Source organism: Flavobacterium sp. T12S277 (assembly GCF_048514875.1).
In the GTDB taxonomy this organism is placed as follows: Bacteria; Bacteroidota; Bacteroidia; order Flavobacteriales; family Flavobacteriaceae; genus Flavobacterium.
In genome coordinates this window covers 227,132-253,765 of the sequence record NZ_JBLYEG010000006.1, presented here as the reverse complement: position 1 = coordinate 253,765, position 26,634 = coordinate 227,132, and the positions used below count along the sequence as shown (strand labels likewise).

The window sequence follows — 26,634 nt, the reverse complement described above, 5'->3', positions numbered from 1 at the left end:
ATACTGTTTGCTTTAAAGATTTCGCTCCGCTGGAGCAAACGACATCAAATCTAAATAAAATATCACACCCCATTTCATCTTCAAGAACCTTTTAAATTAAAAAAAAGAGAATATTTTACTTTAAAATATCTTTTTAAAAGAAAGTCTTCCAAATTTAAGAACTGAATATTTTTATAAAGCTGTATTTAATAGTACTTTTGCAACCTATTTATACGAAATATGAGCTTTTTAAAAGAAATACAACGCAGAAGAACATTTGGAATTATATCGCATCCTGATGCCGGTAAAACAACTTTAACAGAGAAGTTATTGTTATTTGGAGGGGCTATTCAGGAAGCGGGAGCTGTAAAAAACAATAAAATTAAAAAAGGAGCAACGAGTGATTTCATGGAAATCGAACGCCAGAGAGGTATTTCGGTTTCAACATCTGTACTTGCTTTTAATTATAAAGACAAAAAAATCAACATCCTTGATACTCCGGGACACAAGGATTTTGCAGAAGATACTTTTAGAACTTTAACCGCTGTTGACAGTGTTATTGTTGTAATTGACGTTGCAAAAGGGGTCGAAGAACAAACAGAGAAATTAGTAGCTGTTTGTAGAATGCGTAACATCCCGATGATTGTTTTCATCAACAAATTAGACCGTGAAGGAAAAGATGCTTTTGACCTTATGGACGAAGTGGAGCAAAAACTTGGTCTTACCGTTACACCACTAAGTTTCCCTATCGGAATGGGGTATGATTTTCAGGGAATTTATAATCTTTGGGAACAAAACATTAACCTTTTCAGCGGAGACAGCCGTAAAAACATCGAAGAGACGATTGCTTTTTCTGATGTTCAAAACAATCCTGAATTAGATAAAATTGTGGGTCAGAAAGCTGCTGAAAAACTTCGTGAAGAATTAGAATTGATCGACGAAGTTTATCCAAAATTTGATCGTCAGGATTATTTAGATGGTAAACTACAACCGGTATTTTTTGGTTCGGCTTTGAATAATTTTGGGGTTCGCGAATTGTTAGATTGTTTTGTTACAATCGCTCCGTCTCCAAGACCAAAAGATTCTGAAACCCGTTTGGTTGATCCGGCGGAGGAAAAAATGACTGGTTTTGTGTTTAAAATCCACGCCAATATGGATCCGAAACACAGAGACCGTCTGGCCTTTATTAAAATTGTTTCGGGAACTTTTGAAAGAAACAAGCCTTATTACCACGTTCGTCAAAAGAAAAATTTAAAATTCTCGAGTCCAAATGCATTTTTCGCTGAGAAAAAAGAAATTGTAGATATTTCGTATCCTGGGGACATCGTTGGTTTACACGATACAGGAAATTTTAAAATTGGTGATACCTTAACCGAAGGAGAAATAATGAGTTTCAAAGGAATTCCAAGTTTCTCTCCGGAACACTTTAGATACATCAACAACGCTGATCCTATGAAAGCTAAGCAATTAGAAAAAGGAGTTGATCAGTTGATGGACGAAGGAGTAGCGCAGTTGTTTACTCTGGAAATGAACAATCGTAAGGTTATCGGAACTGTTGGAGCACTTCAATATGAGGTAATTCAGTATCGTTTAGAGCACGAATACGGTGCAAAATGTACGTATGAAAACTTCCCGGTTCACAAAGCATGCTGGGTTAAACCGGATGATGCCAAGAATGATGAATTTAAAGAATTCAAGCGTATCAAACAAAAATTCCTTGCTCATGATAAATACGGTCAGTTGGTATTCCTTGCCGATTCTGACTTTACGATTCAAATGACACAAAGTAAATACCCAAGTGTGAAGTTGTTCTTCACCTCAGAATTTGACTAAGAAATTTCAAAATATCCCATAAAAAAAGCGCTAATTTAAAATTAGCGCTTTTTTTTAATTTGAATTAATCGAACCTTAATTAGTTAATATATTCCAATAATTAATAATCTTTTATTTAGGAGGTGGCAATCTAGAACAATCCATTCAAAACAAAAAATTTTGTCGACGAAAACAAAAATAAATCCGTTGAACTACACTTTCTGTTTGTTTGGATCTCCAACTGTATCCCATTTTCTAAATTTATACCCATCTGTTTTTTAACAACGGTAAAAGCTGTCAAAATTTTCATTTTTTTCCATAAAAAAAGCCCCATCGCTGGGGCTTTTAAAATTTATGCTTGTCCCGCAGGACCAAAATTAAGCGGTATTGGAGCTTGTTCCGTCTCTTTGATTTCGCCATGAGCGACTTCAAAACGATGAATATTTTCACCAATTGCTTTTAATAATCTTTTAGCATGTTGTGGCGTCAAGACAATTCTTGACTTTACTTTGGCTTTAGGAATACCAGGCATAATACTCACAAAATCTAAAACAAATTCTGAGGATGAGTGGTTGATAATCGCAAGATTGGAATAAATTCCTTCTGCGATAGTTTCGTCTAACTCAATATTAATCTGTTCTTGTTGTTGGTTCGGATTACTCATAGTTTCCTAAATTAATAAATATATTCTTCTTTATTAGCCATCATTTCATTGTAATCGTCTTTAGATCCTACGATAGTGTTATCGTATTCTCTCATACCAGTTCCCGCAGGAATTCTGTGTCCAACAATTACATTTTCTTTCAATCCTTCTAAATCATCTACTTTACCAGCTACAGCAGCTTCGTTAAGTACTTTTGTTGTTTCCTGGAAGGAAGCAGCAGAGATGAATGATTTAGTTTGTAGCGAAGCTCTTGTAATACCTTGTAAAACTGGCGTTGCAGTTGCAGTAATTACATCTCTGGCTACAACCAGATTTTTATCATTTCGTTTTAGCAATGAGTTCTCATCACGTAAATCACGAGGTGTAATAATCTGACCTGGTTTTAGTACAGCAGAGTCTCCGGCATCTTCAACTACTTTCATACCGTATAATTTATCGTTTTGAACGATGAAATCTTTAGTGTGAATCAATTGATCTTCAAGGAATAATGTATCTCCCGGATCCTGAACTCTTACTTTACGCATCATTTGACGAATAACTACCTCAAAGTGCTTGTCATTAATTTTTACCCCTTGTAAACGGTATACCTCTTGAATTTCATTTACCAAGTACTGTTGAACAGCAGCCGGTCCTTGAATTCTTAAAATATCGTCCGGTGTAATTGCACCGTCAGACAATGGTACTCCTGCTCTTACGAAGTCATTCTCCTGTACTAAGATTTGGCTTGAAAGTTTAACTAAATACTTTTTAATTTCACCAAATTTAGATTCGATAACGATCTCACGGTTACCTCTTTTGATTTTTCCAAAAGAAACAACACCATCAATTTCAGATACAACTGCAGGGTTTGAAGGGTTACGAGCCTCAAGCAACTCGGTAATTCTTGGTAAACCTCCTGTAATATCTCCCGCTTTAGAAGAACGACGTGGAATTTTAACCAATACTTTACCTGCTTTAATTTTCTCACCGTTTTCAACCATTAAGTGTGCACCTACTGGTAAGTTGTAAGAACGAATCAATTCACCTTCTTTACCGTAAACCAATAAAGTTGGGATTAATTTTTTGTTTCTTGCCTCAGAAATTACTTTTTCCTGGAATCCTGTTTGCTCATCGATTTCAACCATGTATGATTGTCCTTGCTCTAAATCTTCGTAAGCAATCTTACCTGTAAATTCAGAAACAATTACACCATTATATGGATCCCACTTACAGATCACAGATCCTTTAGTAACTACTTCGCCATCCTTAACAAAGATACTAGATCCGTAAGGAATGTTGTGTGTATTTAAAACGATTCCAGTTTTCTCGTCAACTAATTTTAATTCTGTTGAACGTGATACTACGATATCAACCGCATTACCTTCACTGTCCTCACCTTTAACTGTTTTTAAATCTTCAATCTCAAGTCTACCGTTGAATCTTGTAACAATACTAGATTCTTCAGAAATACCTCCAGCAACCCCTCCAACGTGGAACGTACGAAGTGTTAACTGTGTACCTGGCTCTCCAATAGACTGAGCTGCAATAACTCCAACAGCTTCACCTCTTTGTGTCATTTTTCCGGTAGCTAAGTTTCTACCGTAACATTTAGCACAAATACCTTTTAAAGCCTCACAAGTTAATGGAGATCTAACTTCTACTCTTTCAATCGGAGAAGCTTCGATAACTCTCATGATTGCTTCAGTAATTTGTTGTCCGGATTGAACCAGAACTTCATTCGTAAGAGGATTAATAACATCTTGCAATGCAACACGTCCTAAAATTCTTTCTCCTAAAGATTCAACAATTTCCTCATTTTTCTTCAATGCAGAAACTTCAACACCTCTTAAAGTACCACAGTCTTCGATGTTTACAATAACATCCTGAGATACGTCATGAAGCCTTCTTGTTAAGTAACCAGCATCGGCCGTTTTAAGAGCCGTATCCGCAAGACCTTTACGAGCACCGTGAGTAGAAATAAAGTACTCAAGAATCGAAAGACCTTCCTTAAAGTTAGAAAGAATCGGGTTTTCAATAATCTCACCACCACCGGCAGTAGATTTTTTAGGCTTAGCCATCAAACCACGCATACCTGTTAACTGACGAATCTGCTCCTTAGAACCCCTCGCCCCAGAGTCAAGCATCATATATACAGAGTTGAAACCTTGTTGGTCTTCTCTAATATTTTTCATTGCTAATTCTGTTAACTGAGCATTCGCAGAAGTCCATACGTCAATAACCTGGTTGTAACGCTCGTTATTGGTAATAAGACCCATGTTATAGTTTGTTGAGATACCTTCAACTTGCTCTCTGGCATCTGCAATTAACTTAGTTTTTTGTTCCGGGATTCTAATATCACCAAGAGAGAATGATAAACCTCCTCTAAATGCAAATTTATAACCCATATCTTTCATATTGTCCAAGAAAGCTGCCGTTGTAGGTACATCAGTCACACTTAAAATGTGTCCGATAATATCTCTAAGGTTTTTCTTAGTCAATACGTCATTGATATATCCAGCTGCTTCAGGTACTACTTCGTTAAATAATACACGTCCCGCAGTTGTTTGAATAATCTGGTACACTAATTCTCCAGCCTCATTAAAATCTTTCGCTCTAATTTTCACACGAGCATTCAATTCTAATCTTCCTTCGTTTAATGCAATGTTTACTTCTTCAGCAGAATAGAAAGTCAAATCCTGACCTAAAATAATGTGATCTTCTGTAGAAATACGCTCTTTGGTCATATAGTATAGACCCAAAACCATGTCCTGAGAAGGTACCGTAATTGGAGCACCATTTGCAGGGTTAAGGATATTGTGAGAAGCCAACATTAATAATTGTGCCTCTAAAATAGCCTCTGGTCCTAAAGGTAAGTGAACCGCCATCTGATCCCCATCGAAATCGGCGTTGAATGCCGTACATACTAATGGGTGTAACTGAATCGCTTTTCCTTCAATTAATTTTGGCTGGAAAGCCTGAATACCAAGTCTGTGCAAAGTAGGAGCACGGTTCAGTAATACTGGGTGTCCTTTAATTACGTTTTCAAGAATATCCCAAACTACCGGCTCTTTTTTGTCTATAATTTTCTTAGCAGATTTTACTGTTTTTACAATACCTCTTTCAATCAATTTACGGATAACGAAAGGTTTGTATAATTCAGATGCCATATCTTTTGGCAATCCACATTCGAATAATTTTAACTCAGGACCAACAACAATTACCGAACGAGCAGAATAATCCACACGTTTTCCAAGTAAGTTTTGACGGAAACGTCCTTGCTTACCTTTTAAGGAATCAGATAATGATTTTAATGGTCTGTTAGATTCTGTTTTAACAGCAGAAGCTTTACGCGTGTTGTCAAATAATGAATCTACAGATTCCTGCAACATACGTTTTTCGTTTCTTAAGATTACTTCAGGAGCTTTAATCTCCATTAATCTTTTCAAACGGTTGTTACGGATGATTACACGACGGTATAAGTCGTTCAAATCTGAAGTTGCAAAACGACCTCCATCAAGTGGCACAAGCGGACGTAATTCTGGTGGAATAACAGGAACCACTTTCATGATCATCCATTCAGGACGGTTTTCGCGGTTTAAGTTAGACTCACGGAAAGACTCAACAACTTGTAATCTTTTTAAAGCTTCCGTTTTACGTTGCTTAGAAGTTTCGTTGTTAGCGCTGTGTCTTAATTCATAAGATAAAGCATCTAAGTCGATACGAGCTAATAAATCCATAATACACTCTGCTCCCATTTTGGCAACAAATTTATTTGGATCTAAATCATCTAAATATTGGTTTTCCTGTGGAAGAGTATCTAAAATATTCAAATATTCTTCTTCAGTTAAGAAATCTAATCTTTGTAGTGATTCTCCATCTGCATTTTTAGCAATACCAGCCTGGATTACTACGTATCTTTCATAGTAAATGATCATATCTAATTTCTTAGATGGAAGACCAAGGATATAACCAATTTTGTTTGGAAGAGAACGGAAATACCAGATGTGAGCGATAGGCACAACAAGGTTGATGTGTCCTACTCTGTCACGACGTACTTTTTTCTCGGTAACTTCAACACCACAACGGTCACAGATGATACCTTTGTAACGAATTCTTTTATATTTTCCACAAGCACACTCAAAATCCTTAACAGGTCCGAAGATTCTTTCGCAGAAAAGTCCGTCACGCTCTGGCTTGTGAGTTCTGTAGTTAATTGTTTCCGGCTTTAAAACCTCTCCTCTTGATTCTTTCAGGATAGATTCTGGTGAAGCCAATCCAATAGAAATTTTGTTAAATCTTTTTACTGGATTCTTATCTTTATTGTTTCTATTATTCATCATAGTTTTTACTATTGATTTACTGCTGTTTAAAAATTGATTTTAGATTTCATAATCTCCATCTTTCGAAAGTTACCTTCAAAAGAGTTAAATCATCGCGCTTACCTCGGTTTACTTCTCTAAACCTCAAACTTAAATTTGAAGTGCTAGTTATAAAATGCCTTGCATTGTTATAAAAAATCGGAACGGGTTACGGGTATAAATCTTAAAAACTTTAATACTATTAGTAACAGTGAACAGTCTCAGTTTTCAGTGTAAACTGAATGCTGAGACTGTAACTGAAAACTTTTATTATTCTTCCAAACGAAGATCTAAACCTAGACCTTTCAATTCGTGCATTAATACGTTGAATGATTCTGGTAAACCTGGTTCTGGCATAGTTTCTCCCTTAACGATAGCTTCGTAAGTTTTAGCTCTACCAATAACGTCATCAGATTTAACCGTTAAGATTTCACGTAGCGTACTTGATGCTCCATAAGCCTCAAGTGCCCAAACCTCCATCTCTCCAAAACGCTGACCTCCAAATTGAGCCTTACCTCCAAGTGGTTGTTGCGTAATCAATGAGTATGGTCCGATAGAACGTGCGTGCATCTTATCATCAACCATGTGTCCTAATTTAAGCATGTAAATTACACCCACAGTTGCTTTTTGTGCAAAACGCTCACCAGTTCCACCATCATAAAGATAGGTATGTCCAAAACGTGGTACGTTAGCCTCATCAGTCAAAGCATTGATCTGGTCAAGAGAAGCACCGTCAAAAATTGGAGTAGCAAATTTTCTACCCAAGTTCATACCAGCCCATCCAAGAACCGTCTCATAAATCTGACCAATGTTCATACGTGAAGGTACCCCAAGTGGATTCAATACGATATCTACCGGTGTTCCATCTTCAAGGAAAGGCATATCTTCATGACGAACGATTCTAGCAACAATACCTTTGTTACCGTGACGTCCTGCCATTTTATCCCCTACTTTCAGTTTACGTTTTTTAGCGATATAAATTTTCGCCAATTTCAAGATTCCAGATGGTAATTCATCTCCAACTGTAATAGTGAATTTTTCTCTTCTTAAAGATCCTTGTAAGTCGTTTAGCTTAATTTTATAGTTATGAATTAAATCATTCACCATTTTATTAGTAGCATCATCAGCAACCCATTGACCTTTGCTTAAGTGAGCAAAATCTTCCACTGCGTAAAGCATTTTTTGAGTATATTTTTTACCTTTTGGTAAAACTTCTTCACCCAAATCATTCATTACACCCTGAGATGTTTTTCCGTTAACGATCAGAAATAATTTCTCCACCAATCTGTCTTTTAATTCAACAAATTTAGTTTCGAACTCCATTTCTAAAGCGCCTAAAGCATCTTTATCCTGAGTACGTTTACGTTTATCTTTTACGGCTCTTGCAAATAATTTTTTGTCAAGAACTACACCGTGTAAAGATGGAGAAGCTTTTAATGAAGCATCTTTTACATCACCTGCTTTATCCCCGAAGATTGCACGAAGCAATTTCTCTTCCGGAGTAGGATCTGATTCTCCTTTTGGTGTAATTTTTCCAATCAAAATGTCGCCAGGTTTAACCTCTGCTCCAATTCTGATCATACCGTTTTCATCTAAATCTTTAGTAGCTTCTTCAGAAACGTTAGGAATATCGTTTGTTAACTCTTCGTTTCCTAACTTCGTATCTCTAACCTCTAATGAATAATCATCAACGTGGATAGAAGTAAAAATATCATCACGAACTACTTTTTCAGAAATTACAATTGCATCCTCGAAGTTGTACCCTTTCCATGGCATGAACGCAACTTTTAAGTTTCTACCTAAAGCTAATTCTCCATTTTGAGTAGCATAACCTTCTGACAATACTTGTCCAGGAATAACTCTGTCACCTTTTCTTACGATTGGTTTCAGGTTAATACTTGTTCCCTGATTGGTTTTTCTAAATTTAATAAGGTTGTATGTTTTCTCATCAGCATCAAAACTAACCATTCTCTCGTCTTCTGTACGATCGTATTTGATAGTAATGATATTTGCATCAACATATTCAACAGTTCCATGCCCTTCAGCATTGATTAATACTCTTGAATCTGAAGCTACCTGACGCTCTAAACCTGTACCTACAATTGGTGCTTCCGGACGGATCAAAGGAACCGCCTGACGCATCATGTTTGATCCCATCAACGCACGGTTCGCATCATCATGCTCCAAGAAAGGAATCAATGACGCAGAAATCGATGCAATCTGATTAGGCGCAACGTCTGTATAATGAACTACAGATGGCTCAACAACCGGGAAGTCACCTTCCTCACGAGCAATAACATTGCTAGCTGTAATTTTACCAGTTTCATCCATTTCAATGTTTGCCTGAGCAATCATTTTACCTTCTTCTTCTTCAGCACTTAAGTAAATTGGAGTACTTTCTAAATCAACTACACCATTAGTTACTTTACGGTAAGGTGTTTCGATGAAACCCATTCCGTTTACTTTTGCATAAACACCAAGAGATGAAATCAAACCAATGTTTGGTCCCTCTGGAGTTTCAATCGGACATAAACGACCATAGTGTGTATAGTGAACGTCACGAACCTCGAAACCAGCTCTCTCTCTCGAAAGTCCACCTGGTCCAAGTGCAGAAAGTCTTCTTTTGTGTGTAATCTCAGCTAATGGATTCGTTTGATCCATAAATTGAGACAACTGGTTCGTACCAAAGAAAGAGTTGATAACTGATGATAATGTTTTAGCATTAATCAAATCAATTGGTGTAAACACCTCGTTATCTCTAACGTTCATTCTCTCACGAATAGTTCTCGCCATACGTGCTAAACCAACACCGAATTGTTGAGACAATTGTTCTCCAACTGTTCTAACACGACGGTTTGATAAGTGATCAATATCATCAATCTCTGCTTTAGAGTTGATCAATTCGATCAAATATTTTACGATTGTAATGATATCTTCTTTGGTAAGCACTTGCTTGTCCATAGGGATATCTAAATCTAATTTTTTGTTCATTCTGTAACGACCAACTTCACCTAAGTTATAACGTTGATCCGAGAAGAACAATTTATCTATAATACCACGAGCAGTTTCTTCATCAGGCGGTTCTGCATTACGCAATTGTCTGTAGATATGCTCAACAGCTTCTTTTTCAGAGTTTGTTGGATCTTTTTGTAACGTGTTGTGGATAATAGCATAATCTGCCTGGTTATTATCCTCTTTGTGTAACAAAATAGATTTAACGTTAGAATCGATGATTTCTTCAACATTATCTTTGTCGATAATTGTATCACGATCAAGGATGATTTCGTTACGTTCGATAGAAACTACCTCTCCGGTATCTTCATCTACGAAATCCTCGTGCCATGTGTTTAGTACACGTGCAGCAAGTCTTCTTCCGATATACTTTTTAATACCTGTTTTAGAAACTTTAATTTCCTCAGCTAAGTCAAAAATTTCAAGGATGTCCTTATCTCTTTCAAACCCGATTGCACGGAATAAAGTAGTAACTGGTAATTTTTTCTTTCTATCGATATAGGCGTACATAACGCTGTTAATATCTGTAGAAAATTCTATCCAGGATCCTTTAAAAGGAATTACTCTGGCAGAATAAAGTTTTGTTCCATTTGCGTGGAATGATTGTCCAAAGAAAACCCCAGGAGAACGGTGTAGCTGAGATACTACTACACGCTCGGCACCATTGATTACAAAAGTACCACTTGGAGTCATATAAGGTATTGTTCCAAGATAAACATCCTGTACAATAGTTTCAAAATCTTCGTGTTCTGGATCTGTACAGTATAGTTTCAACCTGGCTTTTAAAGGCACACTATAAGTAAGACCTCTCTCTATACATTCTTGAATTGTATAACGTGGTGGATCAACAAAATAATCTAGGAATTCCAATACAAAGTTGTTTCTTGTATCTGTGATTGGAAAGTTTTCCATGAAGGTGTTGTACAACCCTTCGTTGCCTCTTTCGTCAGATTTAGTTTCTAGTTGAAAAAAATCTTTAAAAGATTTAACCTGAACATCTAGAAAATCCGGATAGTCAGGAATATTTTTTGTAGAGGCAAAATTCAATCTTTCAGTCTGATTTGTTATCATCAATGGACAAAATTTTGATTAAAAAAAAGTAATTTTTTTGTGTAAAAACACACTGTTTAATCTATACTTTCTTATTATAATCAATACATCTTTAAAAATAAACCTCTAAAGTTGGTTTAATTTTTTTCTTCGTACTGATCAAAAACTTTTTCGTATTTTAAACTATTTGATAATAAAACTTGATATATTTTATTATACGAAAAATGGTTTAGACCCTTGGATGATTCCACCCAAGGTCTAAACCTAGTTCTAAACTGTGTTTTGTTATTTTAACTCAACAACAGCTCCAGCTTCTTCTAATGATTTTTTAAGACCTTCAGCCTCTTCTTTAGAAACACCTTCTTTAACGTTACTTGGAGCACCGTCAACTACATCTTTAGCTTCTTTAAGACCTAAACCTGTAAGTTCTTTTACTAATTTCACAACTGCTAATTTAGAAGCACCAGCTTCTTTTAATACAACTGTAAATTCAGTTTGTGCTTCTTCAGCAGCACCTTCTCCACCACCAGCAGCAACTACTACAGCTGCAGCAGCAGGCTCGATACCATACTCGTCTTTTAATATTGTTGCTAATTCGTTAACTTCTTTAACTGTTAAGTTAACTAATTGTTCTGCGAATTGTTTCAAATCTGCCATTTTTTCTATCGTTTAAAATGATTTGTAAAATTATATTTTGTTTATTGTGCGCTATTTAAGCAGCAAGGAAAACAATTTCCTCACTATAAGTATTAAGCCTCAGCTTCTTCTTCGCTACCAGCGAATTTGTTTTGTAAAGCTGAAATAATTCTTTGAGCTGGAGATTGTAACAACCCGATAAGCTCTCCAAGAAGTTCTTCTTTAGACTTAATAGTTGCTAATGCCTCTAATTGGTTATCTCCAATGTATACTTCAGAATTGATGTAAGCACCTTTTAAAACTGGTTTATCAGATTTCTTACGGAAATCTTTGATAATTTTTCCAGGAGCATTAGCTACATCAGAAATGAAGATAGCACTATTACCAGTTAAAACTGTAGGTAAATCACCATAATCATTAGCAGAAGCTTCCATTGCTTTTGCAAGCAAAGTGTTCTTTACAACTTCTAATTTGATACCTGCTTTAAAACAAGCTCTTCTTAAGTTTGAAGTTGTTTCTGCGTTTAAACCAGAAATATCAGATACATAAATGATATTTGTACCAGCTAACTGCGCAGTTAAATTTTCAATCGCGATTGATTTTTCTTCTCTAGTCATACTAAAAATTTTTAACTACCAATTATACTGCTTTTGGGTCTAATGCAATAGCAGGACTCATAGTGCTTGTAAGGTGAATACCTTTAATGTAGGTACCTTTAGCAGCAGTTGGTTTAAGTTTTATTAATGTTTGAATAATTTCGTGTGCGTTGTCAACAATTTGCTCAGCTCCAAAAGAAACTTTACCAATTCCTGCGTGAACGATACCAGTTTTATCAACTTTAAAGTCAATTTTACCAGCTTTAACCTCTGCAACAGCTTTTGCAACATCCATAGTTACAGTACCTGTTTTAGGGTTTGGCATTAAACCTCTAGGTCCTAAAATACGACCTAATGGACCTAATTTACCCATAACTGCTGGCATAGTGATGATAACATCAACATCTGTCCAACCGTCTTTAATTTTTTGTAAATAGTCATCAAGACCAACATAGTCTGCACCAGCTTCTTTAGCTTCCGCTTCTTTATCTGGAGTAACTAATGCTAATACTTTAACATCTTTACCTGTTCCGTGAGGTAATGTAACTACACCTCTAACCATTTGATTCGCTTTTCTTGGATCTACACCCAAACGAACTGCGATATCAACAGACTCATCAAATTTTGCAGAAGCAACTACTTTTAATAATGCCGCAGCATCTTTAAGAGAATATAGTTTGTTCTTTTCAATTTTTGAAGCAGCCTCTTTTTGCTTTTTTGTTAATTTTGCCATGTCTTTTTCTTAATTAAAAAGGAGCATCTCCTGATACGGTTATACCCATAGATCTAGCTGTTCCAGCAACCATACTCATTGCTTTTTCTACTGTAAAAGCGTTTAAGTCAGGCATTTTGTCTTCAGCAATTGCTCTAATTTGTTCCCAAGTAACACTAGCTACTTTTTTACGATTAGGCTCACCAGAACCAGATTTTAGCTTTGCAGCTTCCATTAACTGAACCGCTGCTGGAGGAGTCTTAACGACAAAATCAAATGATTTGTCTTTATACACAGTGATTTGCACTGGGCATATTTTGCCAGGTTTATCCTGAGTTCTAGCATTAAATTGCTTACAGAACTCCATGATGTTTACCCCAGCAGCTCCTAAAGCAGGTCCAACCGGTGGCGACGGGTTCGCAGCACCTCCCTTAACTTGTAGTTTAACTACCTTACTAATTTCTTTAGCCATTTTTAAAAAATTTAACACTGCAATCAATGGAAGCGATTGCAATGGATATTATATATGTAACAAAAAATTATACTTTTTCAACTTGCATAAAGCTCAATTCTAATGGTGTTTTTCTTCCGAAAATCTTAACCATTACTTCAAGTTTACGCTTTTCTTCATTGATTTTTTCAACCGAACCGTTAAATCCGTTGAAAGGACCATCGATCACTTTAACCGTTTCACCAAGGCTGAAAGGAATAGAACGAGTATCTGTATTTACAGCTAACTCATCTACTTTACCTAACATTCTATTTACTTCAGAAAGTCTCAAAGGAACAGGTTCTCCACCTTTGATCTCACCTAAAAATCCAATTACACTAGTAATAGACTTAATAATATGAGGTATCTCACCAACCAAATTGGCTTCGATCATAACATATCCAGGGAAATAAACTTTATCCTTAGACATTTTCTTTCCTTCTTTTACAGTAACTACTTTTTCTGTAGGTACCAAAACTTGGGAAACATAATCGCCCATACCTAATCTGGCAATCTCAGTTTCGATGTAAGCTTTGACTTTGTTTTCCTGTCCGCTTACAGCTCTAACCACGTACCATTTTTTCACATTATTATCTGCCATCACAAAAAAATTATCCTTTTAACCAGTTAAAAAATCCAGCCAAAGCTTTTGCAAAAAATTCGTCTACTCCCCATGTTGCCAAAGCGAATAAGATCGAAAATACAGCCACAACAATTGTCAATTTTTGAACCTCAGCCCAAGCAGGCCAAGTAACATTTGACTTTAACTCTTCGAAAGCCTCTGATAAATAATTAGTAACTTTTGTCATTTGATATATTTTTTATTGCACGGGCGGAGGGATTCGAACCCCCATCAACGGTTTTGGAGACCGCTATTCTACCCTTGAACTACGCCCGTAATTAAAAGCCAGTGACTTCAGTTAAGAAAATCAACTGGCTTTTTTATAATTTTTATAGGATTATCCTACAATTTCAGTCACCTGACCTGCTCCTACAGTTCTACCACCTTCACGGATAGCAAAACGTAAACCTACGCTCATTGCGATTGGGCTTAATAAAGAAACATTGATAGTCAAGTTATCTCCTGGCATTACCATCTCTACTCCTTCTGGTAAAGTAATAACTCCTGTTACGTCAGTTGTACGTACGTAGAACTGTGGACGGTAGTTATTATGGAATGGAGTGTGACGTCCACCTTCTTCTTTTTTCAAGATATACACCTCAGCTTTGAAAGTAGCGTGTGGTTTTACTGATCCTGGCTTAATGATAACCATTCCTCTTTTGATAGATTCTTTATCAATACCTCTTAACAATAAACCTACGTTATCTCCAGCTTCACCTCTATCAAGGATTTTACGGAACATCTCAACTCCTGTAATAGTAGAAGTTAATTTATCAGCTCCCATACCAATGATTTCAACTGGATCTCCTGTATTAGCAATACCTGTTTCGATACGACCTGTAGCAACAGTTCCACGACCAGTAATTGTAAATACGTCTTCAACCGGCATCAAGAATGGTTTTGCTACGTCACGCACTGGCTCTTCGATCCAAGCATCAACAGCTTCCATTAATTCAATGATTTTTGGTACCCAAGCAGGATCATTATTCAATCCTCCTAAAGCAGAACCTTGAACTACAGGACCATTATCTCCATCATATTCGTAGAAAGATAATAAATCTCTAATTTCCATCTCAACAAGCTCTAACAACTCAGCATCATCAACCATATCCACTTTGTTCATGAAAACAACGATTCTTGGAATACCAACCTGACGACCTAAAAGGATGTGCTCACGAGTTTGTGGCATTGGACCATCTGTAGCAGCAACTACTAAGATAGCCCCGTCCATTTGAGCTGCTCCAGTAACCATGTTCTTTACGTAATCCGCGTGACCTGGACAGTCAACGTGAGCGTAGTGACGGTTAGCTGTTTCATACTCTACGTGTGATGTATTAATAGTAATACCTCTTTCTTTCTCCTCTGGAGCGTTATCGATTTGATCAAACGATTTTGCTTGACAGTAACCAGCATCAGACAATACTTTTGTAATTGCTGCAGTTAATGTAGTTTTTCCGTGATCCACGTGTCCAATTGTACCTATGTTTAAGTGCGGTTTGGAACGATTAAAATTCTCCTTTGCCATTTTACTTAATTTTTAATCTTAGTTATATATTAATTTTCAATTTCCTACTTACTTGAGCCAACTACGGGAATTGAACCCGTGACCTCTTCCTTACCAAGGAAGCACTCTACCCCTGAGCTAAGTCGGCAGAGAGTTCTGACTTTTGAATTTAAATTTCAAGCTAAACACCTGAAAATCATAGCTCAAAATCTTAACTACTTCTTTATTTGTGGGGAGAGCAGGATTCGAACCTGCGAAGTTCACACAGCAGATTTACAGTCTGCCCTCGTTGGCCGCTTGAGTATCTCCCCTAATAACTTATGATTTCAGATTTGTGATTTTAGATTTTACTCCAAAATCTCTTCCTTAATCATAATTACTTTTTTCAATAATTTTAAAGAACAATTTCAAATCGCATTTGAAATATTTTTGAGCCGATAGAGGGACTCGAACCCACGACCTGCTGATTACAAATCAGCTGCTCTAGCCAGCTGAGCTACATCGGCAATTGCATTAAAAAAGTCCGCTATTTCTAACGGACTGCAAATGTAGCCATTTTATCTTTTAATCAAAACATTTTTTGAAAAAAATTTCAATTATATATGTGCTCTTATTTTTTCTTTCCTTTTTACAAGTAACCTCTCTAGTGATTCAGCCGAAAGTTCGACCGCCTCTTCGAATGTTTTACACTGCTTTTTAACCAAAAAATCATCCCCCGGTACATTAATCTTAATCTCTACTGCTTTATTCTCCTTGTCACTTGTTCTCTCTACTTTTAAGAAAACATCCGCCGAAACAACACGATCATAATATTTTTCCAATTTATCCATTCTCTCCTGAATAAAATCTACCAATTTTCTGTCAACAGCAAAGTTAACTGCATGAACATCTACCTTCATAATACAAATTTTAGGGTTAAACATTTCAGAATTACTGTTTGTTTCTGGGATGCGCATTTGTATATACTTTTTTAAGTTCCGCTAAACTATTATGAGTATAGACTTGTGTAGACGCCAAACTCGAATGCCCCAATAATTCCTTAACTGAATTTAAATCTGCTCCGTTATTTAATAAGTGTGTCGCAAAAGTATGCCGAAGCACATGCGGACTCTTTTTTACCTTTTCAGAGACTTTACTAAAGTAAGAATTTATTAATCGATACACAAAAGATTCACTCAATTTTAACCCTTTGCCCGAAATAAAAAAATAATCCTCATCGACTATCTTTTCAATCAATGCTCTTTCCCTTAAATACAAATTCAACTGCTCCGCAATTATTGGCAATATCGGAATAACACGTTCTTTATTTCGCTTCCCTAAAACCTTAAGTACCCCAGAAGACAAATCAACATTATATTTCATCAAATGAATCAACTCCGCTCTTCGCATTCCTGTAGCATAAAAAAGATCTACAATAAGTCTGTCACGAATTTCTTCGAACCCGCAAGGATTACCAACCTCCAACATTAAATCCGTTAGCTCTTTTTCAGAAAAAGGGATCTGAATAATTTTAGGCGTCTTTAATGCTTTGTGCTTCAGCATCGGACTCACTTCAATTTGCTTTGTTTTTAAAAGAAATTTATAAAACGACTTCAAAGATGCCATTTTTCGATTGACCGAAACATTAGAAACTCCTCCATCAACCAAAGAAACAATCCAACTCCTAATCTGACCGTAACTCACCTGCTCAATTGCATCCTGATCAAAAGCATCCTTATTAAACTCCTCAAAAGACGAGATGTCGTTCAGATAAGCCACAACAGTATGTGCCGAATACTTTTTCTCCAGCTCCAAATACTCACGAAACGCCTCTTTATTTGATTTCATAAAAATACAAGACTACAACACCATTACAGCTGCAAAAACCAGACACAAAACAGTAAATTTTAAACACAAAAAAACCGTTAGCATCAAAGTTATAATTTTTTGATGACTAACGGTAATTATTTTTGAAAAGCTACTACTAACTCTCTAAACTGTCTCTCAAGTTTTGGATGTAAGCCGCTTTTTGAATTTGAGCTCTTTTGATTACAGAAGGCTTAATAAAAGCAGTACGTGCTCTTAATTGACGAACAGTTCCTGTTTTATCAAATTTTCTTTTATAGCGCTTTAATGCTCTATCGATATTTTCTCCGTCTTTAATTGGTATAATTAACATAATATTGACACCTCCTCTCGTTAAGGCTGCAAAAGTATATATTAATTATGAATTACGAGCCATAAAATGTGATTTTTTTTTAATGTGAGATGTAAGATGCGAAATGTAGCATGTATACTGAGTTAATTAATAACCCATATCTCGCATTTTACTTTTTACAATTCACATTTCACAAAATCTACTCTTTAAGTAAGTTTCTCGAAATAACTACTTTTTGAACACACTCAAACCGTGTCAATATTTACAAACAAAGTTCTAGTTTTTCGAAGCTCTTTCTCCATAATCATCATAGCCAAATGGATTTCTCCATTTAACCGGATAAACAACAAACTGCTTATCATTTATAATTTCTATTACATAAGTTTTAAAAATATTGTCTTTTGTTATTGGACGGTGGTAAATATCTTTTTTTCTTTTATAAAAATCCAATAGTTTTTTACGTCCCTCTACCTCTTTCTTTTTCAACTCCATTATACTCAAAACCTTATATTCTTCAATTTTTTTTATATCAATAGTATCGGCCTTATCAACATATAACAATGAAATATAATTATCATTTCCTCCACTACTACAATCCTCAACACCAGTAGTTTCTTTTGTGCAATTCAAATTAAAAATTACACCATTATGCTCTTCGGAAAAAACTTTTTCAACTTTTGGACAAATTGGATTGTAATTATACCCTATATAAATTGTTGCTTTTTCTATTTTCTGCCCATACCCAACAGAAATAAATAGAAAAAGGCAAATGTTAGTTAAAATACGGTTCATTTTAATAAATATTTAAAAACTTTCATCCTGAGAAATTAACACCCAAACTAGAGCTGGGCACAATCTTATATCGTCATTCCACCTATTAATCAACAACATCCATAGTATATGTTTCCCATTTTAAATAGGTACCATCTTTTAGTTGATGAATAATATAACTCGGATCTTTTACAAAATAAATACTATCTTGAAATTGTTTGATAGTTATAAATTTTATCCCTTTTAATGATTTTAATTTTTCAGGCTTTCCACCCCAAGAATAAAACCCTATAGAAAAATCAGGAAGCCTAACTTCGCTAGGGTTTTCCCCACTTGTCCTTATGTTTTTCACCCTCTCATTATAAGTCTTAATTACCTTATCCCTTTCTTTTTTAGATTCATATTTTTTTACATAAATACTAAAATGAACCCCACTTGTATCTTTATCAATAGTATACTCTCTGAGCGCTTTACTTTTTAAATCTAAAAAAACGATCTTACTATTTCGTTTTTTTTCTACTTGTGAAAACCATAAATAAAAACTGCTTAGAAATAAAAAAAACAAGCAAAAATTTTATTGGTGACATGGCGTATTGGTATCTATAAAATTATATTCTAACTACTATTCTTTACTCTATAATCAAAGCTAAATCTCTTCCGTAGTCATAGCAGACCATTGTAAGTAAGTTCCATCCTTTAGCTTATGAATGATATAAGTAGGGCTAGACGTTTTGTATCCACTTTTTTGAAACTGTTTAATGTTAATGAATTTCAAACCCTTTAAAGATTTTATTCTTTTGGGCTTCTCATTTAAAACATACAGACCTACAGAAAAGCTTGAAAGTCCCATACTATCTGGATCATCTATTTGATTATGATACTTCTCTGTTACTCTCTCTCTTTCTTTTTTAGATTCATACTTTTTTATATAAATACTAAAACTAGCTCCGGTTGTATCTTTATTAATAGAATATTCTCGTAGAGATTTATCATTTAAGTCTAGATATATAGTAATCCGTTTGCTCTCTTTTTTTTCCTGTGCCAATAATGTATTTGAAAAAAGAATCACAATACATAAGATTATTCTTTTGATTACTGACATTTGGAATTATTTTTATAAAGTTGGTATACGTTTCTAACATTTGAAGTCTTTCATTTTTAGACTTATTTACCCAAACTGCTGTCGGCTGTCATGGTAACCCTGTTGCCGTCTGGCTTTCCTATTCCTATTACCCTCAACAACTCCTAGCAATAGTTAAGTCCGATACTTATAATTAAGAATTACCAGGTATTTTCTCGATAGAGAGATCACATCAATATTTCATAGCTTCCTTTTCATTATAAAGAATATTACAATAAATCCCCGAGAAAGTATCTTTCGTTTTCTTTACAATTAATCTATGATTTTACCTTTAACAACCCAAATTCTTTCTACAGGATAAAGATATCCTGAATTCTTTTTATGTTCTTTATAAACATATATATCATAAAACATAGAATAATAGAATGAAACATTTTTTCTTGAATCGTAAGCCTTACTTTTTAGTATATATGAATTCATATCATTTAAATTGGATACAAAATTTTTAATAGTATTGAATTTTACATATTTTTTGTTTTCATGATATTTAAAAGTAACCCCATCTATGATAAAAACATTTTGATCAAAAGACATTTCTTGTTTGACAAATAACAAAATCTTCTTCTCTTTCTTAATCTGCCCGAAAAAGCTAAAAGAATTAAACAATATAAATAGAATAAATATTTTATATAGCTTCATTTTATTGATAAACCTTAAATCGATCTTAAAAAAACTCTTATTAACAAGAGATATTTATTCTATAAAATTATAAAAACTCCAAATTCTAACTAATTCTTAAAATGTGTAATTCTTACTTTAAGATCAAAGCTAAATCTCATCCATAGTTATAGCCAACCATCTTAAATAAGTGCCGTCTTTTAATTTATGAATGATATAAGTAGGATTTGATGTTCTATAATCATTATCACGGAACTGTTTAAGAGTAATAAATTTAATTCCTTTTAATGATTTTAATTTTTCAGGTTTTTCATTATAAACAAGAAAGCTGATTGAAAAAGTAGGAAGCCTTACCTCGCTAGGATTTATTTTACTCGTTCTAATATTCTTTACCATATCCTTATATATTTCAGTCGCTTTATCTCTCTCTTTTTTAGATTGATATTTTTTAAAATAGACACTAAAATGAGCATTCATTGTATCTTTGTCAATTTCATAACTCTCTAGCGCTTTATCTTTTAAATCAAGATATATCGAATTCCGATTATATTCATTGTGTCCCTGAGAAAACATAATCTTAATTGAAAATATAAATATGACAATTATTAACTTTATTTTTGACATGATGGATTTGTATTAAGAAAGTTTTTATAAATATTTATAAGTCTCACTCTTTCAGTTTTAGATATATTTACCCAAGCGGCAGTAGGCTGCGGAGGCAAACCTGTTATCGCGTTAGGCTCATCTTTCCCCATTAAACCACTCCAGGCTATGGCGGTATAAACATCTTCAGCTTGTGTATTATCGTATTGTTTAAGAATATCCTTAATCGTATTTATCGAAAGTTGTGCCATATACTCATGCTGTGGATCAGAAATTGAGCCTCCAATAGGAATGTCGTACAAATACATTGTATAATATTCTGCTATTTTAGGCTGATCGTCACGAATACTTTCTATAAATTCTGCTGACCATGATATTTCTTTCTTCCCTGAAAGCGCTAAAAGTTTTTCAAACATTTCTGCATGTAAAATTTCATGTGCAAAATTTTTAGCTATATTAAGAGCTGGAGTATCTAATTTTCCAGGGTTAAATTTTATCTCAATTAAACCATTTTTTGGCTGATAAGTTACTGCACTGGCGTTTGGATGCTCAGGATCAACACCAACACTTAATGTTAAATTGGCCAGAGAAAAATCTCCATCGAATCTCTTTAAATAATTTTGAAAAGTCGCCGAACCACCAAGCTGTGTATAAACTCCCATCAAACACTTATTATCCGAAAAAGTGGGATGCAGTATTATCCTGTATTTCAAATCGACAACACTTCCGTCTTTTAAGGCATCAATCATCGCCAAAGCAAAATTCTTATCTTCCTCGCTTGGATTATTGTAGACCATGCTATACACCAGACTAAGCGCTTCCGGAGTATTCATGAGATAAACCATTTGGGCCTTACTCATCTGGATTTTTGTCTTAATAACCGCTATCGTCTCTGAAGCTGTACTCACCGGAACATAACCCGGAGGTGGTGTTTGATCAGGACAATCGCTTGCCTTTTTACTTGTACCGGGCGCTTTTACCAATGGTCTGAAGTAAAAAAAATAATTCGCACCGCTACCGCCATTAGCACCAGGCGAAACTCCACCGAGAATACTGGTTCCTCCTCCGCTGTAGTATGTGGTTGTTCCTACCGAAACAGAATAGATTCCACCGCTACTGCTTGCCGACACATTATAACCGGCAACTGTAGTGTTAAACCCTGAAGGTGTCGAAGGCGTACCGCCACCACCACCAACTGCCCCTCCAACTGCTCCGGTATTACTACCTGAACCCGAAGGGGGAATAAAAATTTTAGGACAAGGATCGTCACCACTGCTTGATTTACCAGTAAAACTTCCTGAATTTTGGGTTAGAACCCCCATTTCTGTTGATCCTACAAAATAATTAAAATCGAAATTATGAGATTTAAAATTGGGGAAATCAGCGGGGTTGCACGTATATTTTATTACGTACTGTGATTGCTCCCCGGTTGGCAATACATTAATAATTAAATTATAAAATACATTCTCCGGACTATCTTCATAAATAAAACTGATGCTATAGTTTACAACACCCTCATTGTCTTTTGTTTTAACAATGTTCTGCGTTGCAAATATAGCATCAAGTAAACCATTCCAATTTTCACCGGAACGAGCAGTATTATTTATGTTATCCGTACTTATATAATTTTGTATATCTGCCGGCAACTGTTTTAAATTCAACAAATCACTCTTAAAAGGAGCGGTTGCAACTATTTCTTTAGTATCGTCTGATACATCTTTTTCGCACCCTAAAAGAACAATACCAAAACATAGTATAATAAGGTTTGAAAAATTGATAATCTTCAATCTCATAGTTTGTTTGTTTTTTACTCACTACAAACATATGAAAACAACACAGAAAAAACCTACTACTCTTTAAGTAAGTTTCTGGAAATAACCACTTTTTGAATTTCAGTTGTTCCTTCTCCGATCGTACACAATTTAGAGTCTCTGTAAAACTTCTCTACCGGAAAATCTTTGGTATACCCATAACCTCCGTGAATCTGAACAGCCTCATTGGCGATCTTCACACATGCTTCTGAAGCATACATCTTAGCCATAGCCCCAAGTGTTGTAACCGGCTTATGCTGTTGTTTTAAGAAAGCAGCTTTATGCAGTAGCAATTCCGACGCTTCAATTTCAGTAGCCATATCCGCCAGCTTGAAAGAGATTCCCTGAAAATTACTGATAGGCTGACCAAATTGATATCTTTCTTTTGAATATTTCAAAGCTGCTTCATAAGCGCCTTTTGCGATCCCTAAAGATAATGCCCCAATTGAAATTCGTCCTCCATCTAATATTTTCATGGCCTGAACAAACCCCTGCCCTACTTCTCCTAATCTGTTCGCATCCGGAACACGACAGCTATCAAAAACCAATTCGGCCGTTTCACTGGCACGCATTCCTAGTTTATTTTCTTTTTTTCCTGAACTAAATCCTTTCATTCCTTTCTCAAAAACGAAAGCCGTCATTCCTTTTGAGTCGCCTTTTTCACCAGTACGAACAATTACTACGGCAATATCACCTGAAATAGCATGCGTGATGAAGTTCTTAGCTCCATTTACAATCCATTCGTCACCGTCTTTAACGGCTGTAGTGTTCATTCCTCCTGCATCCGATCCAGTATTGTGCTCTGTTAATCCCCACGCTCCAATATATTCGGCTGTGGCTAATTTTGGCAACCATTTTTTCTTTTGTTCTTCGTTTCCAAAAGTCAAAATGTGGTTGGTGCATAATGAATTATGAGCCGCAACCGATAAACCAATTGAAGGATCAACTTTTGCAATTTCTTCTACAACGGTAATATATTCGTGGTATCCTAAACCGGAACCTCCGTATTCTTCGGGAACCAAAACTCCCATATACCCCATTTCTCCCAGTTGTTTAAACAGGGAAACCGGAAAAACCTGAGATTCATCCCATTCCATCACATTGGGTCTGATATTTTTCTCCGCAAATTCTTTTATTGACTGCGCAATCATCAACTGCGTTTCGTTATATTCAAAGTTCATTGTAATTCTGTTTTTTTTTAGAACTCCAAATATAAACTAATTATTTTTGCTTTTTCAATAGGAAAATCTTTAATTTTTGATAAATCCTCAATATTATTAATTTTTCCATTCATGCTTCGATACGTTACAATTTCTTTGGCTAACGCATATCGGAAATACGGAAACTTTGCCAATTCTTTCAAAGACGCATCATTTACAGCTATTCTTTTAAAAGAAGAAGGCATTACAGCTTTATAATGCAAACTTAGTTCATTGACAACTTCAGGCGAAAGCCCCCACACCTCATTCATTTGCTCCATCGAAACAAAACATCCCAAAATCTCTCTTTGTTTTAATATCCTTAAAGATAAAGCTTCACCAATACCATAGAGCTGAATAAGATCTTCCCGGGTTGCCGTATTGATATCCTGAACTATTATTTTTTCTTTTTTAGAAACAAGTTCCCGCACAAACTCTTTTCTTTCGATTTTAGGCTTTGCTTTATTTCCAACCCAATTGGGAAATTTAAACAGAGGAGAGATGACACGAAGTAACGAATCTGAAATTTTTGTGACCGCCTGAAATTCTATTGCTGAATTTACATATTTGTTCTCTTTTCTAAAAGCCAATAGCCGATCGATCTCCTGAACTGACATCCCAAGTTTATAGCCTTTATAATCGGTAATGAAATTTGGATTAAAAGAATACACCTTTCTTTGCTCGTCGGACTTTAAATGTTTTAAAGAATCGATTTCGGACTGCAACGAGAGCCATTGTTTTTCTTCGGGAAAGATTTTATCCGCCGGGCTAAAGTCAACAAAAAAATAAACGGTCTGCAAAACCACTATGATTACAAAAAGCAAAAAAATTCCTTTCCGCTGCTCTTTTGTAAACCTAAAATAGACTGCAAAATCTTTTAAACTCATTTTATTCGAACTTTTTCTTTCTTAAATAGTGCACTAAAATAGAGAAAAAGTGTTGATTTAGTAAGAAAATTAACAAGAATTATGTGTTTCAGAAAATTACACTTTTCATTATTTATGCCCAATTAATTTAATGAATCTCAGTATTTAAAGATCAATCAGCGGGGGTTTTGTCAAAATATTTAATATTTTACAACTAAAAACGAGATAATTGTTTTTAGTTTTTACAAAAAACGATACATTTGGAGCTTAGTAACAAATAAACCAATAAAATAGTATGTCAATTTGGAGAGTTAAACCGATATCAGCCTTTGAGGCCGATATGAAAAAAAGTGATTTAAAAAGAGTTCTAGGAAAATGGAGCCTTACAGCCATTGGTGTTGGTGCCATTATTGGTGGAGGAATTTTTGTACTTACAGGTACTGGAGCATATTACCATGCAGGTCCAGCGTTAGCTGTTTCTTTCATCATTGCGGGGATTGCCTGCGTTTTTGCAGCTCTTTGTTATTCTGAGTTTGCCTCTATTTTACCTGTTGAAGGTTCTGCTTATGCTTATGCATACGGAACAATTGGAGAAATTTTTGCATGGATTATCGGTTGGGGACTTATTCTTGAATATGCAATGGGATCGATGACGGTCGCCGTCTCCTGGTCCGGATATTTCAATAAACTGCTCAAAATGTTTCATATCCATTTACCTGAATGGCTCACAACAGATCCTGCTAGTTACACCGGAGAAGGCTTTTCTATGAACTTACCGGCTTTTTTAATTGTTATTTTGGTTATTTCCATACTTATTAAAGGAACAAAAAGCGCCGCAAAAGCAAACAATTTTATTGTTATCTTAAAGGTTTCTGCTGTAATATTTGTAATTATTGCCGGTCTTTTCTTTATTAATACGGCTAACTGGTCTCCATTTATTCCAGCAGCTACTCAAATTATTGAAAAAGAAACTACTCACAACGCATACGGAATTGGAGGAATTGTATCCGGAGCCGCTGCTATTTTCTTTGCTTACGTTGGTTTCGATGCTGTTTCTACTCAGGCAGGAGAAGCGGTTAACCCTAAAAAGGATGTTCCGTTTGCTATTATTGCTTCCCTATTAATTTGTACTACTTTATATATACTTGTTTCTTTAGTACTAACAGGTATGATGAACTATAAAGATTTTAACCCGCTAGGAAAATATCCAGATGCTATTAAAGCTCCTGTGGCTTATGCATTTGATATTGCCGGACAAGGATGGGCTGGTCTTATCATTACTATTGCTGCAACGATAGGTCTTGTTTCGGTATTAATGGTTATGATTATGGGACAATCAAGAATTTTCCTTGGTATGTCTAAAGACGGATTAATTCCTGCTGTATTCTCTAAAGTTAATCCACTTTCTGGAACTCCAAAAACCAACTTAATCATATTAGGTGGTATTATTGCTACAGTTGCTGCTTTTACACCTATCAATAAATTAGCTGATATGACCAGTTTTGGTACTTTGTTTGCCTTTACAATGGTTTGTATCGCAGTTTGGATTTTAAGAGTAAAACAACCTGGATTAACAAGAACTTTTAAAGTTCCTGCACTTCCTATTATTGCTGTTTTAGGTATAGCGATCAACACTTATTTAATGATCAATTTAAGCCACGATGCTCAATTTCTTTCACTAGGATGGTTAGCTGTTGGTATTTTGGTTTATTTTGGATACAGTAAAAAAAGATCAAGACTTAACAACAGTACCGAAAACGAATAAACATTGTTCTATAAAACTAAAAGCTCCAAATTAAACATTTGGAGCTTTTTTTTTATAAGTCAAAAACAGAAGTTCGTTTTGCTCGGATCAAATCTTTCAACCGAATCCAAAAGGCAAGGGTTAAATAAACGCCAAAACCTAAACCGGCTGTAACAAATGAAATGTAAATAAAAAACAATCTTACACTGGTAACGCGCATCCCCAGTTTATCAGCCAATCTGGAAGATACATGAAAACCATATTTTTCAAAAAAGAACTTTAGTTTTAAAATAGCGGACATGTTATTGATTTTAGATTGTAGATTTTTGA

At 35.2% G+C, this 26,634-nt stretch carries 24 protein-coding genes and 4 tRNA genes; 2 read left to right on the top strand and 26 right to left on the bottom strand.

What is annotated here, in order from left to right; genetic code table 11:
• Positions 1 to 219 precede the first annotated feature (219 nt).
• Positions 220 to 1,812 (top strand): peptide chain release factor 3, encoded by a 1,593-nt coding sequence (locus tag ACN1CN_RS11620; protein WP_264523011.1) that lies wholly within the window; start codon positions 220 to 222, stop codon positions 1,810 to 1,812.
• A 331-nt stretch (positions 1,813 to 2,143) separates the two neighbouring features.
• On the opposite strand, the gene ACN1CN_RS11615 is transcribed toward ACN1CN_RS11620, so the two are convergent.
• From ACN1CN_RS11615 to ACN1CN_RS11495, 25 genes are all read right to left on the bottom strand, one after another.
• Positions 2,144 to 2,455 (bottom strand): DUF3467 domain-containing protein, encoded by a 312-nt coding sequence (locus ACN1CN_RS11615; RefSeq protein WP_017496730.1) that lies wholly within the window; start codon positions 2,453 to 2,455, stop codon positions 2,144 to 2,146.
• Positions 2,456 to 2,466: 11 nt separating this feature from the next.
• Positions 2,467 to 6,774 carry a DNA-directed RNA polymerase subunit beta' gene (gene rpoC, locus ACN1CN_RS11610; RefSeq protein ID WP_264523010.1) on the bottom strand — a complete coding sequence of 1,436 codons (4,308 nt, stop codon included), beginning with the start codon at positions 6,772 to 6,774 and terminating at the stop codon, positions 2,467 to 2,469.
• Positions 6,775 to 7,062: 288 nt separating this feature from the next.
• Positions 7,063 to 10,875 carry a DNA-directed RNA polymerase subunit beta gene (gene rpoB, locus ACN1CN_RS11605; protein WP_264523009.1) on the bottom strand — a complete coding sequence of 1,271 codons (3,813 nt, stop codon included), beginning with the start codon at positions 10,873 to 10,875 and terminating at the stop codon, positions 7,063 to 7,065.
• Positions 10,876 to 11,139: 264 nt separating this feature from the next.
• The gene (rplL, locus tag ACN1CN_RS11600) at positions 11,140 to 11,511 is read right to left on the bottom strand and encodes a 50S ribosomal protein L7/L12 (RefSeq protein ID WP_007807437.1); all 372 of its coding nucleotides are present in this window, start codon (positions 11,509 to 11,511) and stop codon (positions 11,140 to 11,142) included.
• Between the two features lie 92 nt (positions 11,512 to 11,603).
• A complete protein-coding gene (rplJ, locus tag ACN1CN_RS11595) occupies positions 11,604 to 12,107 on the bottom strand; it encodes a 50S ribosomal protein L10 (protein ID WP_029273446.1) in 504 nt (167 codons plus the stop codon).
• 22 nt (positions 12,108 to 12,129) lie between these two features.
• Positions 12,130 to 12,819 carry a 50S ribosomal protein L1 gene (gene rplA / locus ACN1CN_RS11590; RefSeq protein ID WP_017496725.1) on the bottom strand — a complete coding sequence of 230 codons (690 nt, stop codon included), beginning with the start codon at positions 12,817 to 12,819 and terminating at the stop codon, positions 12,130 to 12,132.
• Between the two features lie 13 nt (positions 12,820 to 12,832).
• Positions 12,833 to 13,270 (bottom strand): 50S ribosomal protein L11, encoded by a 438-nt coding sequence (gene rplK / locus ACN1CN_RS11585; RefSeq protein WP_026713295.1) that lies wholly within the window; start codon positions 13,268 to 13,270, stop codon positions 12,833 to 12,835.
• A 67-nt stretch (positions 13,271 to 13,337) separates the two neighbouring features.
• Complete coding sequence (gene nusG, locus ACN1CN_RS11580) at positions 13,338 to 13,889, bottom strand: transcription termination/antitermination protein NusG (RefSeq protein ID WP_173964703.1); 552 nt, start codon at positions 13,887 to 13,889, stop codon at positions 13,338 to 13,340.
• A gap of 10 nt (positions 13,890 to 13,899) precedes the next feature.
• Positions 13,900 to 14,097, bottom strand: a complete 198-nt coding sequence (gene secE / locus ACN1CN_RS11575; protein WP_008466927.1) for a preprotein translocase subunit SecE — start codon at positions 14,095 to 14,097, stop codon at positions 13,900 to 13,902.
• Between the two features lie 18 nt (positions 14,098 to 14,115).
• A tRNA-Trp gene (locus ACN1CN_RS11570) sits at positions 14,116 to 14,186 on the bottom strand.
• A gap of 61 nt (positions 14,187 to 14,247) precedes the next feature.
• Positions 14,248 to 15,435: an elongation factor Tu gene (tuf, locus tag ACN1CN_RS11565; RefSeq protein ID WP_007807448.1), complete on the bottom strand. Its 1,188-nt coding sequence runs from the start codon at positions 15,433 to 15,435 to the stop codon at positions 14,248 to 14,250.
• A 55-nt stretch (positions 15,436 to 15,490) separates the two neighbouring features.
• Positions 15,491 to 15,562: transfer RNA gene (locus tag ACN1CN_RS11560), tRNA-Thr, on the bottom strand.
• An 82-nt stretch (positions 15,563 to 15,644) separates the two neighbouring features.
• Positions 15,645 to 15,725, bottom strand: a tRNA-Tyr gene (locus ACN1CN_RS11555).
• A gap of 121 nt (positions 15,726 to 15,846) precedes the next feature.
• Positions 15,847 to 15,920, bottom strand: a tRNA-Thr gene (locus tag ACN1CN_RS11550).
• Positions 15,921 to 16,010: 90 nt separating this feature from the next.
• The gene (gene hpf, locus ACN1CN_RS11545; protein ID WP_264523008.1) at positions 16,011 to 16,313 is read right to left on the bottom strand and encodes a ribosome hibernation-promoting factor, HPF/YfiA family; all 303 of its coding nucleotides are present in this window, start codon (positions 16,311 to 16,313) and stop codon (positions 16,011 to 16,013) included.
• A gap of 31 nt (positions 16,314 to 16,344) precedes the next feature.
• Positions 16,345 to 17,241: a tyrosine-type recombinase/integrase gene (locus ACN1CN_RS11540; protein WP_419135781.1), complete on the bottom strand. Its 897-nt coding sequence runs from the start codon at positions 17,239 to 17,241 to the stop codon at positions 16,345 to 16,347.
• A gap of 136 nt (positions 17,242 to 17,377) precedes the next feature.
• Positions 17,378 to 17,572, bottom strand: coding sequence for a 30S ribosomal protein S21 (rpsU, locus tag ACN1CN_RS11535; protein WP_035684969.1), 195 nt, complete (start codon positions 17,570 to 17,572; stop codon positions 17,378 to 17,380).
• A 255-nt stretch (positions 17,573 to 17,827) separates the two neighbouring features.
• Positions 17,828 to 18,343: a hypothetical protein gene (locus ACN1CN_RS11530; RefSeq protein ID WP_419135780.1), complete on the bottom strand. Its 516-nt coding sequence runs from the start codon at positions 18,341 to 18,343 to the stop codon at positions 17,828 to 17,830.
• 85 nt (positions 18,344 to 18,428) lie between these two features.
• Positions 18,429 to 18,887: a hypothetical protein gene (locus ACN1CN_RS11525; protein ID WP_419135779.1), complete on the bottom strand. Its 459-nt coding sequence runs from the start codon at positions 18,885 to 18,887 to the stop codon at positions 18,429 to 18,431.
• Between the two features lie 81 nt (positions 18,888 to 18,968).
• Entirely contained in the window at positions 18,969 to 19,424 is a 456-nt protein-coding gene (locus tag ACN1CN_RS11520; protein ID WP_419135778.1) for a hypothetical protein, read from the bottom strand.
• A 291-nt stretch (positions 19,425 to 19,715) separates the two neighbouring features.
• Entirely contained in the window at positions 19,716 to 20,102 is a 387-nt protein-coding gene (locus ACN1CN_RS11515) for a hypothetical protein (protein WP_419135777.1), read from the bottom strand.
• 129 nt (positions 20,103 to 20,231) lie between these two features.
• The gene (locus tag ACN1CN_RS11510; RefSeq protein ID WP_419135776.1) at positions 20,232 to 20,705 is read right to left on the bottom strand and encodes a hypothetical protein; all 474 of its coding nucleotides are present in this window, start codon (positions 20,703 to 20,705) and stop codon (positions 20,232 to 20,234) included.
• On the bottom strand, positions 20,693 to 22,477 hold the full coding sequence (locus tag ACN1CN_RS11505; RefSeq protein ID WP_419135775.1) for a hypothetical protein: 1,785 nt from the start codon (positions 22,475 to 22,477) through the stop codon (positions 20,693 to 20,695). Before ACN1CN_RS11505 ends, ACN1CN_RS11510 begins: the two co-directional genes overlap by 13 nt.
• A gap of 56 nt (positions 22,478 to 22,533) precedes the next feature.
• Entirely contained in the window at positions 22,534 to 23,676 is a 1,143-nt protein-coding gene (locus ACN1CN_RS11500; RefSeq protein ID WP_419135774.1) for an acyl-CoA dehydrogenase family protein, read from the bottom strand.
• Positions 23,677 to 23,693: 17 nt separating this feature from the next.
• Positions 23,694 to 24,581 carry a ComEA family DNA-binding protein gene (locus ACN1CN_RS11495; RefSeq protein WP_419135773.1) on the bottom strand — a complete coding sequence of 296 codons (888 nt, stop codon included), beginning with the start codon at positions 24,579 to 24,581 and terminating at the stop codon, positions 23,694 to 23,696.
• Positions 24,582 to 24,855: 274 nt separating this feature from the next.
• On the opposite strand from ACN1CN_RS11495, the gene ACN1CN_RS11490 reads away from it, so the two are divergent.
• Positions 24,856 to 26,325 (top strand): APC family permease, encoded by a 1,470-nt coding sequence (locus ACN1CN_RS11490; RefSeq protein ID WP_291285343.1) that lies wholly within the window; start codon positions 24,856 to 24,858, stop codon positions 26,323 to 26,325.
• Positions 26,326 to 26,377: 52 nt separating this feature from the next.
• Here ACN1CN_RS11490 and ACN1CN_RS11485 read toward each other — a convergent pair whose 3' ends face one another.
• Positions 26,378 to 26,605, bottom strand: a complete 228-nt coding sequence (locus ACN1CN_RS11485; RefSeq protein ID WP_007810860.1) for a PspC family transcriptional regulator — start codon at positions 26,603 to 26,605, stop codon at positions 26,378 to 26,380.
• Positions 26,606 to 26,634: the final 29 nt, after the last annotated feature.